This is a genomic window from Sporosarcina sp. SAFN-010 (assembly GCF_059415065.1).
This window is the reverse complement of the sequence record NZ_JBPFDS010000005.1, coordinates 183,069-198,396: the sequence shown is the minus strand read 5'-3', so window position 1 is coordinate 198,396 and position 15,328 is coordinate 183,069. Positions and strand designations below refer to the sequence as shown.

General features: G+C 40.4%; 14 protein-coding genes. 11 read left to right on the top strand and 3 right to left on the bottom strand.

The window, feature by feature from the left end; translation table 11 throughout:
* Positions 1-209: 209 nt before the first annotated feature.
* The 4 genes from tsaE to tsaD are packed head-to-tail and all read left to right on the top strand — an operon-like array spanning position 210 to position 2,833.
* Entirely contained in the window at positions 210-662 is a 453-nt protein-coding gene (tsaE, locus tag ACR65F_RS08430; protein ID WP_440504036.1) for a tRNA (adenosine(37)-N6)-threonylcarbamoyltransferase complex ATPase subunit type 1 TsaE, read from the top strand.
* Positions 659-1,369: a tRNA (adenosine(37)-N6)-threonylcarbamoyltransferase complex dimerization subunit type 1 TsaB gene (gene tsaB / locus ACR65F_RS08425; RefSeq protein WP_440504035.1), complete on the top strand. Its 711-nt coding sequence runs from the start codon at positions 659-661 to the stop codon at positions 1,367-1,369. The genes tsaE and tsaB overlap by 4 nt, the downstream gene beginning before the upstream one ends.
* Positions 1,362-1,811, top strand: a complete 450-nt coding sequence (rimI, locus tag ACR65F_RS08420) for a ribosomal protein S18-alanine N-acetyltransferase (RefSeq protein WP_039043683.1) — start codon at positions 1,362-1,364, stop codon at positions 1,809-1,811. Before tsaB ends, rimI begins: the two co-directional genes overlap by 8 nt.
* A complete protein-coding gene (tsaD, locus tag ACR65F_RS08415; protein WP_440504040.1) occupies positions 1,811-2,833 on the top strand; it encodes a tRNA (adenosine(37)-N6)-threonylcarbamoyltransferase complex transferase subunit TsaD in 1,023 nt (340 codons plus the stop codon). Before rimI ends, tsaD begins: the two co-directional genes overlap by 1 nt.
* A gap of 420 nt (positions 2,834-3,253) precedes the next feature.
* On the opposite strand, the gene ACR65F_RS08410 is transcribed toward tsaD, so the two are convergent.
* Positions 3,254-5,182: an ABC-F family ATP-binding cassette domain-containing protein gene (locus ACR65F_RS08410; protein ID WP_440504033.1), complete on the bottom strand. Its 1,929-nt coding sequence runs from the start codon at positions 5,180-5,182 to the stop codon at positions 3,254-3,256.
* Positions 5,183-5,310: 128 nt separating this feature from the next.
* Here ACR65F_RS08410 and ACR65F_RS08405 point away from each other — a divergent pair, with 128 nt between their 5' ends.
* From ACR65F_RS08405 to tatC, 3 genes are all read left to right on the top strand, one after another.
* Complete coding sequence (locus tag ACR65F_RS08405) at positions 5,311-5,961, top strand: redox-sensing transcriptional repressor Rex (protein ID WP_440504031.1); 651 nt, start codon at positions 5,311-5,313, stop codon at positions 5,959-5,961.
* Positions 5,962-6,028: 67 nt separating this feature from the next.
* Positions 6,029-6,226 carry a twin-arginine translocase TatA/TatE family subunit gene (locus tag ACR65F_RS08400; protein WP_039043679.1) on the top strand — a complete coding sequence of 66 codons (198 nt, stop codon included), beginning with the start codon at positions 6,029-6,031 and terminating at the stop codon, positions 6,224-6,226.
* 17 nt (positions 6,227-6,243) lie between these two features.
* The gene (tatC, locus tag ACR65F_RS08395; protein ID WP_039043678.1) at positions 6,244-7,083 is read left to right on the top strand and encodes a twin-arginine translocase subunit TatC; all 840 of its coding nucleotides are present in this window, start codon (positions 6,244-6,246) and stop codon (positions 7,081-7,083) included.
* A gap of 76 nt (positions 7,084-7,159) precedes the next feature.
* Here the strand turns inward: tatC and ACR65F_RS08390 are convergent, their stop codons facing one another.
* Entirely contained in the window at positions 7,160-7,915 is a 756-nt protein-coding gene (locus ACR65F_RS08390) for a CPBP family intramembrane glutamic endopeptidase (RefSeq protein WP_440504030.1), read from the bottom strand.
* A 189-nt stretch (positions 7,916-8,104) separates the two neighbouring features.
* Here ACR65F_RS08390 and groES point away from each other — a divergent pair, with 189 nt between their 5' ends.
* Positions 8,105-8,386, top strand: a complete 282-nt coding sequence (gene groES, locus ACR65F_RS08385; protein WP_025782799.1) for a co-chaperone GroES — start codon at positions 8,105-8,107, stop codon at positions 8,384-8,386.
* 52 nt (positions 8,387-8,438) lie between these two features.
* Positions 8,439-10,073, top strand: a complete 1,635-nt coding sequence (gene groL / locus ACR65F_RS08380) for a chaperonin GroEL (RefSeq protein ID WP_039043677.1) — start codon at positions 8,439-8,441, stop codon at positions 10,071-10,073.
* 782 nt (positions 10,074-10,855) lie between these two features.
* Here groL and ACR65F_RS08375 read toward each other — a convergent pair.
* Positions 10,856-12,730, bottom strand: coding sequence for an RNA-directed DNA polymerase (locus ACR65F_RS08375; protein WP_440504029.1), 1,875 nt, complete (start codon positions 12,728-12,730; stop codon positions 10,856-10,858).
* 275 nt (positions 12,731-13,005) lie between these two features.
* On the opposite strand from ACR65F_RS08375, the gene ACR65F_RS08370 reads away from it, so the two are divergent.
* Both ACR65F_RS08370 and ACR65F_RS08365 read left to right on the top strand, forming a co-directional pair.
* The gene (locus ACR65F_RS08370; protein ID WP_440504027.1) at positions 13,006-14,124 is read left to right on the top strand and encodes an RNA-directed DNA polymerase; all 1,119 of its coding nucleotides are present in this window, start codon (positions 13,006-13,008) and stop codon (positions 14,122-14,124) included.
* Between the two features lie 389 nt (positions 14,125-14,513).
* Complete coding sequence (locus ACR65F_RS08365) at positions 14,514-15,311, top strand: alpha/beta fold hydrolase (RefSeq protein WP_440504026.1); 798 nt, start codon at positions 14,514-14,516, stop codon at positions 15,309-15,311.
* Positions 15,312-15,328 lie beyond the last annotated feature (17 nt).

Below are 15,328 nucleotides of genomic sequence, written 5' to 3'. Positions count from 1 at the left end.
TCCCGTGGTGTAGTGGTTAACATGCCTGCCTGTCACGCAGGAGATCGCCGGTTCGACCCCGGTCGGGACCGCCATTTAATTTAAACTTACAAACCGATTCGGGGATATTCCCTGGGTCGGTTTTTTTATGGTCTCTATGCGTACCGTGTGCGGTTCTGCACATTTTCCGTTACACTGAGTACATCACTTGAAAAGGATCGGATTATATTATGAAGAAACAAATACATGTCACATCAGTTGCGCAAACCGTACAACTTGCAGAGCAATTAGCCAAACTTCTTTTACCGCCCGACGTAGTCACGCTTGAAGGTGATTTGGGAGCGGGGAAGACAACCTTCACTCAAGCGCTCGCAAAAGGACTTGGGGTGGAGCGCACTGTCAGTAGCCCGACCTTTACAATTATTAAGCAATATGAAGGGACCTACCCTCTTAACCATTTAGATGTCTATCGCTTGGAAGATAGCGAAGAAGATTTAGGCTGGGATGAGTTGTTTTATGGTGATGCGATTTCAATTGTAGAATGGGCCCAGTACATTGAAGAAGATTTACCGGAGAACCGCCTAGCGATTCGCATTACACGGACAGGTGATACCGCAAGAACGATTGAATTGGAACCTACGGGAAGTCATTTTATAAAGATTTGTGAGGCGATCACCCTATGATATGGTTAGGAATTGACACAGCAAATTCACCTTTATCTGTTGCACTAGTAGAAGACGGTCGAATATTGTGTGAGCAAACGTCAACATTTGCACGAACCCATTCTATTCAGGCAATGCCTGCAATTGAACGCTTATTAAGTGAAGCGAGTTTACGACCTTCTGATTTGGAGGCAATTGCAGTATCTGAAGGTCCAGGATCTTATACAGGTGTCAGAATTGGTGTGACGCTTGCAAAAACACTTGCCTGGACGTTGAAAATTCCATTAGTCGGTGTTTCCAGCTTGGAAGTTATTGCAGCGAATGCTGTTCCATTTGAGGGAGTTATTGTCCCGTTGTTTGATGCACGGAGAGAAAATGTCTATTGTGGTCTTTACAAGTCAAAGGGTGATCGGTTACATCGTATATGGGAAGACCGTCACGGGACTCTTGAACAGTTATTAGAGGATGTTGTTTGTATCGACCAACCTGTTTTATTTGTGGGGATGGATGTCGAAATCCATAAAACGAAAATTAGTGCAACGCTTGGAGATCAGGCTGTATTTGCGCCATTTCCACAGCAACTCCCACGTGCTTCGCAATTGATCAGTTTAGCTGAGCAACGTATTCCTGCATCCGATATTCATCAGTTTGTTCCGAATTATCGTCGTATTCCTGAAGCTGAAGCGAATTGGATGAAAGAACAAAAACAGGTGAAGTCTCATGATTGACTCGATTGTTTATCGTCAAATGGTGGCAAAGGACATTGAAGAGGTTGTGGCAACAGAAACGGAAGTTTTTACAACTCCGTGGTCAGCCGAGGTTTTTGCCCATGAGCTTACGGGTAATGATTATGCAACGTATATTGTAGCTGAATGTGAGAACGAAGTGGTCGGACACGTAGGGATGTGGGTCGTACTTGATGAATGTCATATTACAAATGTGGCTGTACGGAAACATCGGCAAGGATTAGGTATTGGAGAAGCTCTGATGCGTCAAGCAATGGAGCTTTGCCGCAATAACGGTGTGGTAGCCATGTCTCTTGAAGTTCGAGTGAGTAATGAAACAGCAAAGAATTTATACCGCAAGCTTGGTTTTCAAGAAGGTGGAATTCGGAAAAACTATTATTCTGACGACCATGAAGATGCGCTCGTCATGTGGGTGGAGTTATGATGAAAAAAGACGTCTATATATTAGGGATCGAAACGAGTTGCGATGAGACTGCAGCGTCTGTCGTGAAAAATGGGAGTGAGATTGTTTCCAACGTAGTAGCTTCTCAAATCGAAAGTCAGAAGCGCTTTGGTGGAGTTGTCCCAGAAATTGCTTCCCGCCATCACGTGGAGGAAATTACACTGGTCATTGAGAAAGCACTTGAGGATGCAGGATTGGATCCCGAGGAGTTAGATGCTGTGGCCGTTACAGAAGGACCTGGGCTTGTAGGAGCTCTTCTGATTGGCATCAATGCAGCAAAAGCATTTGCATTTGCGAACTCATTGCCTATTATCGGGGTACATCATATTGCGGGACACATCTATGCCAATCAGCTCGTTCAACCGATGGAATTCCCATTACTTGCACTTATTGTTTCAGGTGGACATACGGAAATGGTAATTATGCGCGAGCATGGTTCATTTGAGCTCATCGGAGAGACGAGAGATGATGCTGCAGGTGAAGCGTATGACAAAGTGGCACGTGTGTTAGGACTACCTTATCCTGGTGGTCCGCATGTTGATCAGCTGGCATTGGCAAGTGAATCTGCGGTAGAGTTTCCGAGAGCTTGGTTAGAGCCAGATTCCTATGACTTCAGTTTCAGCGGATTAAAATCATCCGTCATTAACTACAAGCATAACCTGGAACAACGGGGCGGTACGCTAAATGCAGAAGCTGTTGCTGCAGGTTTCCAACAGAGTGTAGTAGAAGTCCTGACAGTGAAAGCATTAAGAGCTGCTAAAGAATATCGAGTGAAGCAAGTGATTGCAGCAGGTGGGGTTTCTGCAAATAAAGGTCTAAGAAATTCATTAGAGACGACGTTTGCAAAAGAGAACATTCCTTTCAGTGTTCCGCCAATTGCGTTGTGCACAGATAATGCTGCGATGATTGCAGCTGCAGGAACGCAAATGTTTTTAAGTGACGTGCGAGGAGATCTGTCTATGAACGGAAGGCCAGGAATGCAACTTGCATCATGGAGTCACTAAAATTGAGTTATTAACATTAACATGGAATTCGTCAAATTCAGACGAATTCCATGTTTTTTTGATAAACAGAATAGAAGGTTTGTCAATAGGGAACATTCGTACTTATGCACAATTTGTGGATAAGATGTGTATAAGGTAGTGTTTGGTTGATAAGTTAGGTTGCACACTTGGATAACTATGTGGATTAAAAACATGGTTTGTGTGGATAACGTGGATAACTTTGTGAATAGCGATAAAATCGGTATTTTAGTTGTGGACAAGATTGTGGAAAACGAGACTATGGGAATGTCGAATTGAGATGGACATCTGTTGACTGGTGGCGGAATTTCGTCTTCGCCGTGGAAATCCTGTTTTTTAGAGCTAGTGGATAACCTCGAGAAAACAAAAAGGCAGCGGAGTTCTCCGCTGCTTCATGAGTGATTAAACGGTTTCGAGTTCCTCTTGCATCAGTAGCCATTCTTCAGCTTGAGAATCGTGAGTCTCTTGAAGAGAATCGATGTCCGCTTGCAATTCCATCAGTTTCACATGATCATCCGCATACTCGGGCTTGATCAGCTCATCTTGAAGAGCTGCAATTTTTTCGTCCAGCTCTGCCATCTTCAATTCCGCTTGTTCAATTGCGCGTTTCAAACGACGTTCTGCTTTTTGACGTTCTTTATCCACCTCTTGTGGACGGCTTTTTGTAACGGTAGTAGACTGCTTTGCAGCAAGGGATTCTGCAAGGAGCTCAGCTTGTTCTGCCTTCTTTTCGACAAAATAATCATAGTCCCCTAAGTATTCCACAGCCCCATTATCGCTTAAATCGAAAACTTTGGTTGCGATCCGATTAATAAAATAGCGATCGTGAGAAACAAATAGGATCGTTCCAGGGAAGTCGTCCAGTGCGTTCTCAAGTACTTCTTTGCTATCAAGATCCAAGTGGTTCGTCGGCTCATCCAGCACGAGGGTATTGGATTTTTCAAGCATTAGCTTCGCTAAAGAAAGACGGGCTTTTTCTCCACCAGAAAGCGATTGTACAGGTTTCCCGACATCGTCACCTGTAAAAAGGAAGCGACCAAGTAAGCTGCGGATATCTTTTTCGTTCATGAGTGGCCAGTCATCCCATATTTCTTGTAACACGGTGCCTGAACCAACAAGCGTTGCCTGGTTTTGGTCGTAATAGCCGAACTGAACATTAGTCCCGTACCGAATTTCTCCGGCAAGCAATTCTTGCAGACGGACGATTGTTTTTAACAAGGTCGATTTGCCGACTCCGTTCGGACCAAGGATTGCAATTCGATCCTGTTTGTAAACACGCATGTCGATATTTGTTGAAACGGGATTTCCATTGTAGCCGACAGCAGCCTTTTCGACTGCGAGCACATCGTTTCCACTCGGACGGTCGATGGTGAATGAGAAGTTGGCGGATTTTTCATCACCATCAGGGGCATCCATCCAGTCTGTCCGTTCTAACTGCTTGCGACGGCTTTTCGCCATTTTACTTGTCGAAGCACGAGCAATATTCTTTTGGATGAAATCTTCCAGCTTTGCTTTTTCACTCGATTCTTTTTCGAACATTTTGCGGTCTTTCTCATAGTTCTTCGCTTTCTCATCCAAGTACGCGCTGTAATTGCCTGTAAAGCGAGAGACTTTGCGTCTAGAGACCTCATATACTAATGTCACAACTTGGTCTAGGAAGTATCTATCGTGCGATACGATAAGCAGAGCACCTTCATATGATTTCAAGTAGTTCTCCAACCATCCTAATGTTTCAATGTCCAGATGGTTTGTAGGTTCATCCAAGATAAGCAGATCAGGTTTACTCAACAGCATTTTTGCTAAGGCAAGTCGTGTCTTCTGTCCGCCTGAGAGTAAATCGACGGGTTTTTCATAGTCATTGGGATAAAAGCGCATTCCGTGCAAGATCGAGCGTGTATCAGATTCGTATTGATAGCCTCCGAGATCTTTGAACTCGACTTGAAGAGAATCGTATTCGCCCATAATGCGTTCTGATGTTGAAGGGTCTCCATAGACTTCAGGATCTGCCATTTGGGCTTCCAATCCACGTAGGCGACGTTCCATCGCTTGAAGTGGTTCAAAGACCGTCATCATTTCATCCCATACGGATAGTTCTGTTTCTAGTCCGCTATGTTGCTCGAGATACCCGATACGGATGCCTTTTGGGACAATGATGTCTCCGGCATCGGCAGAAGATTCCCCAGCAATTATTTTAAGTAATGTGGATTTCCCAGCGCCGTTTCGACCAACGAGCGCTACACGATCACGATGTTGCACCTCTAACTTTACATTTTCCAATATATCAGTGCCTGAAAACGACTTCGTTACACCGTTCACTTGCAAGATTATCATCGTTTCACCTCTATTTTCATTCTCCTTCAGTTTACTGGAATGGGAGGATAGGTGCAATCACCGGCTTTACAACAGAACGCTTCTACTGTACGATAGAAGCGATTCGATACAGCAGCAGGAGGTTTACGATGGCTGAAGAAACGGTTAAAATTCCCCAGGCAACGTCAAAACGCTTGCCGTTGTACTATCGATTTTTACAAAATTTCGCAAACAGCGGGAAGAAACGTGTTTCTTCAAGCGAACTAAGCGAGGCTATGAAGATCGATGCAGCGACGATTCGTCGTGACTTTTCGCACTTTGGTGCGCTCGGCCGTAAAGGCTATGGTTACGATGTGGATTACCTCGTCAGCTTTTTTAGAAAAACACTCGACCAAGATGAAGCCACGGATGTCGCTCTGATTGGTGTGGGTAGTCTTGGACATGCATTCATGAAATACAATTTCCATAAGAATCATAATACACGCATTGTCATTGCGTTTGACCCAAAAGCGCCACGTGAGGGTAAAGTCATCTCGGATATCCCTGTTTATCATCCAGATATGATTGAAGAAAAACTGACAGAGCTCGGAATTGATCTTGTAATTCTAACCGTGCCTTCGCGTGCTGCTCAGCAATTGACCGATCGGCTTGCGGCAGTGGGGGTTAAAGGAATTCTCAATTTCACAACGATCCGACTTACAGTTCCGCCATCGATTCGGGTCCATACAATCGACTTGTCTGTAGAACTGCAATCTCTTATTTACTTCATAAAAAATGACGTAAAAGATTCACATTTATAGGGTTGCACGAATAGTCATTTCGTGCGCTATGGTGTAGAATAGACATATTCAGAGGGAGGTGTCCGAAATGTCACCAGGTATTGGAAGTCTACTTATTATTGCTGTCATTGCCCTTCTCATTTTCGGACCGAAAAAGTTGCCTGAAATCGGCAAAGCATTCGGTTCTTCACTACGCGAGTTCAAAAATGCGACAAAGGGTCTTGTAGAAGACGATGACGCTAAAACAGACGTTAAAAAAGTTGAAGATAAAAAAGAAGTGCAATAAGTTAGGATGTCTGTGTAATGGAAGAACGTACGCTAACCATTATTGAGCATATAGAAGAAATTCGAAAACGGCTGATTACGATCGTCGTTTTCTTTGCAGTTGCGGTCATTGGAGGCTTTTTGCTGGCGAAGCCGCTCATTAAGTTTTTGCAATCGAACGGTCCGGCTGCAGATTTGCCGTTAAACGCGTTTAACGTGATCGATCCAATAGCCATCTACTTAAAAGTAGTGGTGTTCATAGGAATCATCATTATTTTACCGATTATCATGTACCAATTTTGGGCGTTCGTTTCTCCAGGGCTTTTGGAAACGGAACGACGAGTGACGCTCAGTTATATTCCTTTTGCATTTATACTGTTCCTATCAGGGATTGCGTTTTCCTACTATGTATTGTTGCCATATGTCATTAAATTCATGGAAACACTGTCGGCGGATTTAGGGATTACGCAGACAATCGGCATTAACCAATATTTCTCGTTTTTGTTCCAGATATTGTTGCCGTTTGGATTTGTGTTTCAGCTTCCTGTGGTCTTGTTGTTCCTATCAAGGCTCGGCTTCTTGAATCCGAACGTGTTGTCGAAGTTCCGGAAAGTGGCTTACTTCGTATTGTTCGTCATTGCGGCGTTCATTACACCACCTGACTTGGTGTCACATTTGTTTGTGACGGTTCCGTTGTTCTTGCTGTATGAAGTGAGTATCATCATTGCTCGCGTCGGCTACAAAAAGTTCTTGAAGGCGGAAGAGAAACGTCGTGTGGAGGAAGAAGAGGCAGAACGGGTGCGGTTGTTTGCGGAGGCGAAGGCTGAGCAACAGCGGCAGATCGATGAAGTGAATGCACGGATGAAGGATCAGGATTGATAAATTGAAAAAGACTTGCTGACCGGGATACGGTTGAGCAAGTCTTTTTTTGCGTATTGATTAAATATCCGCACCTCTACCAGAAGAAATGGAAGAGGGAGATGACGGATTGTTGGAGTTTTTGGAGCTCCAGGATTTTGTCTTGGTTGAGCATGACGATCATAACGAAACCATTCATGAGCATATGCGAGATCATCGGTGTCCAGATGCGCTTGGATCGGTAGTAGACGTACGAGAACACGAGTCCAGGCATCAGATAGGTAAGAATGTGCTCGAGTTCGTTATGCACGGCTGCAAAGATCAGAGCACTGACGATTGTAGCGATCCAGAAGTTCGTTTTCGTATAGATTCCACCGAATAGGACACGACGGAAGACGGTCTCTTCTAATATCGGCGCAAAAAGGACGATGCAGACAATGAGGATCGGGGCGACAGCTGCAATTTCAGTAAGTTTTGCCGTACTCGCTGAGCCCTCCGTAATACCGATTGCCTTTTCAATTGTTCCCGCTATCATTTGACCACCTAGTGCCAAGAAGAATCCGAGAATCCCCCACATTATCGATTTCCAAATCGGTTCTTTTTTTCCTTTAAAGACGGTCCAAAACTTCTTATCAGATCGAATGACGAGAAATATTGCAAGGATGGCCAGAATGTTTGTTGCAAACAACCCCCATGCAAAGCCGTTATAGGCAGCTTCCTTTACGTCATAGCCATTTGAGCTGAAAAGTGCGATCATCCCTTTCGAAATTGGGACGCTTGCGAATTGCATTGCGATGTATAAAAGAAGAATGGTCAAGTAGAGCATCCATGGTTTCATCGTTTTTTGTTTCAAAAGAATCGTTCCTTTCCATCTAAGTATGGATAAGTGTATCGGTTTTATAAAAGAAGCGCAAAGAGTACGGATGACCGATTTGTTTTACTTGCAATTCAATCTTCGTTTTATTATGATAAGTAGTGTATTAGCACTCCTGTTTAGCGAGTGCTAAATTAAAAGAAGAACCGTTAGAGGAGGGTGTTTCATTTGTTGAAACCATTAGGTGATCGTATTGTAATTGAACTAATCGAAGTGGAAGAGAAAACGTCAAGCGGCATCGTATTACCAGATTCCGCAAAAGAAAAGCCGCAAGAAGGTAAAGTCATTGCAGTCGGTACAGGCCGCGTTCTCGAAAACGGCCAGCGCGTCGAGCTTGAAGTAAAAGAAGGCGACCGCATCATCTTCTCAAAATATGCAGGTACTGAAGTTAAATATGAAGGTAATGACTACTTAATTTTACGTGAGAGCGATATTCTAGCAACTATTTAAGGATACGCATCACTTTGACTATTAATCCAAAAACAGGGGGGACTCATTCATTATGGCGAAAGAAATTAAATTCAACGAAGACGCACGCAGCGCAATGATGCGCGGTGTAGATACATTAGCAAACGCTGTAAAAGTAACACTTGGACCTAAAGGACGTAACGTAGTTCTTGAGAAAAGCTTCGGTTCACCACTGATTACGAATGACGGTGTGACGATTGCTAAAGAAATCGAACTCGAAGACGCATTCGAAAACATGGGTGCTAAACTTGTTGCTGAAGTGGCTTCAAAAACAAACGAAATCGCTGGTGACGGGACAACTACTGCAACGGTTCTTGCTCAAGCAATGATCCGTGAAGGCTTGAAGAACGTTACTGCGGGTGCAAACCCTGTCGGTATCCGTAAGGGAATTGAATCAGCAGTTGCAACAGCAGTTACCGAGCTGAAGAGCATTTCTGATGAAATCTCAAGCAAGCAAGAAATTGCACAAGTTGCTGCAATCTCTTCAGGCGACGACGAAGTCGGTAACCTGATTGCTGAAGCAATGGAACGCGTTGGAAACGACGGAGTTATTACACTTGAAGAATCTAAAGGCTTCACAACAGAGCTAGACGTAGTTGAAGGTATGCAATTCGACCGTGGCTATGCATCTGCTTACATGGCAACAGATACAGATAAGATGGAAGCGGTTCTCGACAATCCATATATCTTGATCACAGATAAGAAGATTAATAACATTCAAGAAATCCTTCCAGTGCTTGAGCAAGTTGTTCAACAAGGCAAGCCGTTGTTGATGATTGCTGAAGACGTAGAAGGCGAAGCGCTTGCAACACTCGTTGTGAACAAGCTACGTGGTACGTTCAACGCAGTTGCAGTTAAAGCTCCTGGATTCGGAGATCGTCGTAAAGCTATGCTTGAAGACATCGCAATCCTAACAGGCGGAGAAGTGATTACTGAAGATATCGGGCTTGACTTGAAATCTACAGACATCGCACAACTCGGACGCGCTTCTAAAGTCGTTGTAACAAAGGACAACACTACGATTGTAGAAGGAACAGGCGATGCGGATACAATTTCAGCACGCGTGGGTCAAATCCGTGCACAATTGGAAGAAACAACTTCCGAGTTCGACAAAGAGAAACTCCAAGAGCGTCTAGCGAAACTTGCTGGCGGCGTGGCAGTCATCAAAGTCGGCGCAGCGACTGAAACAGAATTGAAAGAACGCAAACTTCGCATCGAAGACGCTCTTAACTCGACACGTGCAGCAGTCGAAGAAGGTATTGTCTCTGGTGGTGGTACAGCGCTTATCAATGTATACAAAAAAGTAGAGTCATTGCTTGAAGGTGTAGAAGGCGACGTAGCAACAGGCGTGAAAATTGTTCTTCGTGCACTTGAAGAACCAGTACGTCAAATCGCAACAAACGCTGGTCTTGAAGGTTCGATCGTTGTAGATCGCCTCAAGCGCGAAGAAGTCGGCATCGGCTTCAACGCAGCAAACGGCGAGTGGGTCAACATGGTCCAAGCCGGTATCGTGGATCCAACAAAAGTAACTCGTTCAGCACTACAAAACGCAGCATCTGTAGCAGCGATGTTCCTATCGACTGAGGCAGTAGTTGCTAACATTCCAGAGCCAGCAGGTGGCGGTATGCCTGATATGGGCGGCATGGGTGGCATGGGTGGAATGATGTAAGTCATTCCCATAAATAGAAAAACGTCAACTCCGAAAGATGGAGTTGGCGTTTTTTGTTTGGATAAAATCAAGGTGGAGTAGACGGTTGTTGATCTGCACTGCAGGTGGTCGCTTTCCGCGGGCTCGCCCTCAGCCTCCTCGTCGCTTCGCTCCTGCGGGGTCTTCGCGCTTCGCTTATTCCGCAGGAGTCGCCACCTTCCGCTTCGATTAACGGTTTTGTCATGAATTAAAGTCTTCTATACTTAATCAAAGCTTTAATGATAATGCGCCTATATAAGGAATAAACATGGATGTTAGAACAAACAAGAAAGTTTCGTGTACAGGCACTGAAAATTAAAAGCCTGCACTGAAATAAAAGAGGACTGGAAAGAAGGGATTGAAGGGATTTTAACAGTCGGAGTTCGACGAGTTAAACCCGAAGGCTGCTTGTGTAAGACGCAATTCATCCCGAATAGTGTTTGAACTGTCCGATTCACAACAATTATTTCCAAAAGCGGCAACTCTGCAAGTGAGTTGGCGATTTCAGATTGAATTCACTTATGATTTTTTCAGCCGTTCCATCTCCGTTTGCTCTGCCCGAAACTCAAACCTCATTTTTTCAAAATGGCTGCCTTTGTAAGACGCAACTCAAATATAATTTCAAATAGTGTTCGAATTGTACATTACACAGAAGGCGCTTCTGAGCGGAATTCCTATAATTTGTGGTGCTATAAGCAATCATGAATGTTTAATTAAAAAAGAATATGCCTTGTGCAAATACGTCAAACTGATATTTTACTTCATTAATAGTCACTATTAATATCATTCATTGATGAATTTTCAGACTTTAACAAACTCTGTTTGAAGAACCACTGGAAATCACACTTCCAACTAAAATATGAGTTGCCTAAAAGTATCTGAGTGTCAGCTCCGTATATAGATTGTAAATCGTTTCGTAGTTCATTATGCTTATCTTTGATTAGCATCTTAAAACCTTTAGATAAATTACTGTTATTAAATCCAGGATAATGATAAAAATCATTAATTAAATAGAAATAAGTGGCGTCTTGATACTTATATATACTTTTAGTTTTGTAAAACTCAATATATGTGGTTAGTTGATTCATTATTTTCTTTAATACTATGAGGTATTCCTTAGCAACACGTTGTTTATCATCTAATATATATATAGAGATTGCGCATAAAGAGAAGTAGTCATATTTATGTTTTTCAATCAATGAACATAAAATCGCGGGAGATATCTTTTTATCAAAAAACTTCATGGAGACCAGTAAATCATAAATTTGTTTAAAATTATCCGAGTTTTGTTTTAACCCTTTAAGCATGAATTGAAAAATTTCTTCTTCTACTTCACCGAGTAATGTGCTATCTTTATATTCTTTTTTTAAGAGTTCTCTGTATTTAAGAAAGAAGGTGTAAAAGGTTCTACTACTATAGTATTCGCTAGAAAAATTAAAAATGTATAAACTCAGCTCAAATATTAACTTTCGATGTTTGATAATTATGGGTGTCTTTAAAAAATGATTTAAGGATTTTAATGCATATCTTACTAACCTTTGCTTTTTATTAGGATAGTTATTAATGACCAGCTCAAATTCAATTAAAAAGGAACTGAGACTTTTCATTCTGTTTTGAAACGATGTACTTGAATCGAACTTTTCAAAAAAGTAATCTAAGGACTTTTTTAGAATAATAATACTATCGTCTTCTAACGCAATACTCGATTCTGCAAGAACATACTTTGAATCATTCAATGATAATTTGTATTCTTTAAGATTATGTATTATTATTTGTTTTATTTTGTCTTGACTATTTTCATAGGAATTAAAAAAGATGAAATAGTCATCAACGTATCTATAAATTAGATAGTCTTTGTTAAACGTTAATCCAGAAATTTGTAGGTCCCTAAGTATATTTACATCAATTCTGGTTAGTAATATTTCGGCAACTAATCTTGAAAACTCAGGGCCTATAATGATTCCATTTGTTTCATTGTAATTGATTTGTTGACAAATTTTATCTAGTGCTTTTGGAAAAAAATCATTATCTGCTGTGATTTTATCTCTTTTAACTGTATATTTGTCTCCAGAGACTGCCCATTCTAACGAATGTGTGTATATAGAGTCAAAAAAGTTTTGTATATCAAGTTTCATTGAGTTATCAAATCTAGATTTTGAACGATGATAAATAGGTGAGCTTAAAAACTGCGTTAAAGAACTGTATTTTTTGTACTTGAAAAACTGGGTATATTCTTTAACTATGTCGCTATATGAAACTTTTTGGGTGGACCTGTCTTCAGAATTAAAGAATTGTTCATTCTCATAGATTGTTTTTTGTGTTTTTCTTTTTATGATATCTGTATTAATATTATTTAGTTTATAAGGAGAACGAATACTAAAAGAAGATAAAGAACAAAAACTAGTAATATTAAATTTAAATGAGTCAATAAAGCTGGACATTTGTAATTGAGCAATTGGATGTGGAAGGCTCATGACTCTTTGACTTATTGAGTTTGGCTTTGGTATCTGGAATGAATGAGGAATTGTATAGCTCACAGTTAAAGAATCACAATTAATTTTAAATAGATTCTTGTTTGTATAATTCATAGGGATTTCAGTAGGCAGTACAACGGTTTTAAATAGAAAGTTTTTTTTCATGTAATATCCTTCCCAAATAGTTATTTATTACTTATAATGATAACAGAGGTATTGGCCAATAGTAATATAGTAGTGAGTTTATTTAATTCTATTTATTGTAGGATGTTTCATCATACATACATGGTTTTTAAACATTACTCACTTCTTACACACACATTAGGGATCAAGATTCATCTACATAATTTCGATCCATTACACTCTCTTAGATGAGTGATAAGGCGGTAGGTCATTCGATCTCCGCCTAGCCATACCTTTAAATGAGGGGGTGTAATAAAATGAAAGTTTCTAAATACAAAGTTAGACGTATTAATAACCGTATAATTTATTCTTCACCTCGACATCAAAAGATTTTCGACAGTACTGTCAATAAAGAAATTAAAATGAAATATGCTGTGGAAACTAGTAATAGAAATTATATTATAGATGCGCTCCTAACAGTCATGACGAATAAAAATAATATGATAGCAAAGAATTCCTCTCTAACTATACTAAGATTAGATATAAAGAATTTTTTTGGTTCAGTAAATACACATTTGCTTTATCAGAGATTAAGTAGATCGATGATGTTAAAGAATTCATCAATGAATAAAATAAAAGAGATAGTTTTTTCAAATAAAATAAAAGGACTTCCTCAAGGAGTTAGTTTTTCTTCAGCACTTTCAGAGATTTATCTTGAAGACTTCGATAGGTTAGTACCAATTACTCTTCCCAATGTAATTCTTTATGAACGATTTGTAGATGATATTATACTAGTTCTACATGGTAATCATAAACAGATTAAAAATGATTTAATTAGTAGTATACAAAATTTATTAAGCAGTTATAAACTGGAACTAAATGATAAAACCCAACTTGAAGTTATTAATAAAGAGAATAGCTTTAAGTTTACTTATCTAGGTTATTGTTTTGAAAGTAATAGAGGCTCTACTGAAATAATTATTTCTGTAAGTAAAGAAAAGCTAGAAAAATATCTGGGTAACATAAACTTATTATTCTCAAATTATTATCACAGTCATAAAACAGATAAAGACTTTTTTAAGCTTTATTATTCTTTGAGAAATCTATTATGGACAACGGAAACGATGAATTACTCAAAGAATACAACAATTTCTTTTGGCTTTAAGAATAGTTACAAAAGAATAAATAACCTGAATAGTTATGAGGTAATTAATAAAGTAATTCTAAAACATTTATATAGTTCTCGCTTGTTTTTAGGAATGAGAAAAAAATATCTTCATTCATTAAGGCTACGATCGGTGAGACAGCACTATAACTTTAATAAAGCTACTCTTTCCCAACTCGAGTATATAGCAGATAGATTATGTATAAACAGAAATGAGATTAAATCCAATGAGAAATTAGTGAAATATATTTTCAAAGAACTTTATAGATAATTTAGGCTTGAAATTAGATATTACAGTGTCAAAGGTAGACGTTAATATGGATGTTGAAAAACAAAATAATGTACATCTTCATTATAGTGAGCACCTTTTTGTGAGTAAGCTGGCAAAATGTAATTCACTTGTCTTATAGTATAAAAACGTCAACTTCAATCTATGAGTTGACGTTTTTATTTTTGAAAGACATACGAAGGGTACCTGTGCATAAAACAAACATGAATGTTTAAACAAACACGAAAGTTTGTTGTACAGGTACCTAAAAGCAAGGATACCGATAGAGCAAGTATAGGCAGTCATTGAAGTGTTTGAATAAATCTATCTCTATCAACCAATCGCTTTTAAATCTATAATGAGGGTAGAGATTAGTAAAGGAGCGGATTACTATGAAAACTATTCAGCAGCGTAATAATGTGATGGTTATGGGACAAGGGGAACAAACCATCCTGTTGGCTCATGGATTTGGGTGCGATCAGAGTATGTGGCAGTACATAGCGCCGGCTTTGGCGGAGCGTTACCGAGTCGTGCTGTTCGATTATGTGGGTGCAGGCGATTCAGATATTACCGCTTATCAATCCGAAAAATACAGTTCGGCCCATGGCTATAAGCAAGATATTTTAGACATCATTGACGAGTTGGAATTGAAGGACATCCACTTTGTAGGACATTCGGTAAGTTCGATGATTGGCATGCTCGCTGCAATTGAGAGACCGGAATGCTTTAAGAAGTTCGTCATGATTGGACCTTCTCCGTGCTATATAAATGAGCCAGGTTATACGGGCGGATTCGATGCGAGTGACATTGCGGACTTGCTGACCATGCTGGAAATGAATTTTTCCGGATGGGCGAACTATTTAGCACCTGTCGTGACGGATCCGGTGAAAGATCCTCAGCTGACAAAGAATTTGGAGCAGAGTTTTGTCTCAGTAAATCCTCAAATTGCACGAGAATTTGCCGAAATGACATTTATGTCTGATCATCGCGAAAGTTTAGCATCGATGACCGTGCCGACATTTATTATTCAATGCTCGGATGATAGTATTGTGCCTATAGAAGTAGGCGAATATTTGCATGCCCATTTGCCAGCGAGCACGTTGCACGTTATGCAGGTGAAAGGTCATTATCCACATATGAGCAACCCGACAGAAACGAGAAAACTGATAGAAGAGTATTTTTCTAATTAATGCTGAAGAGGATGATT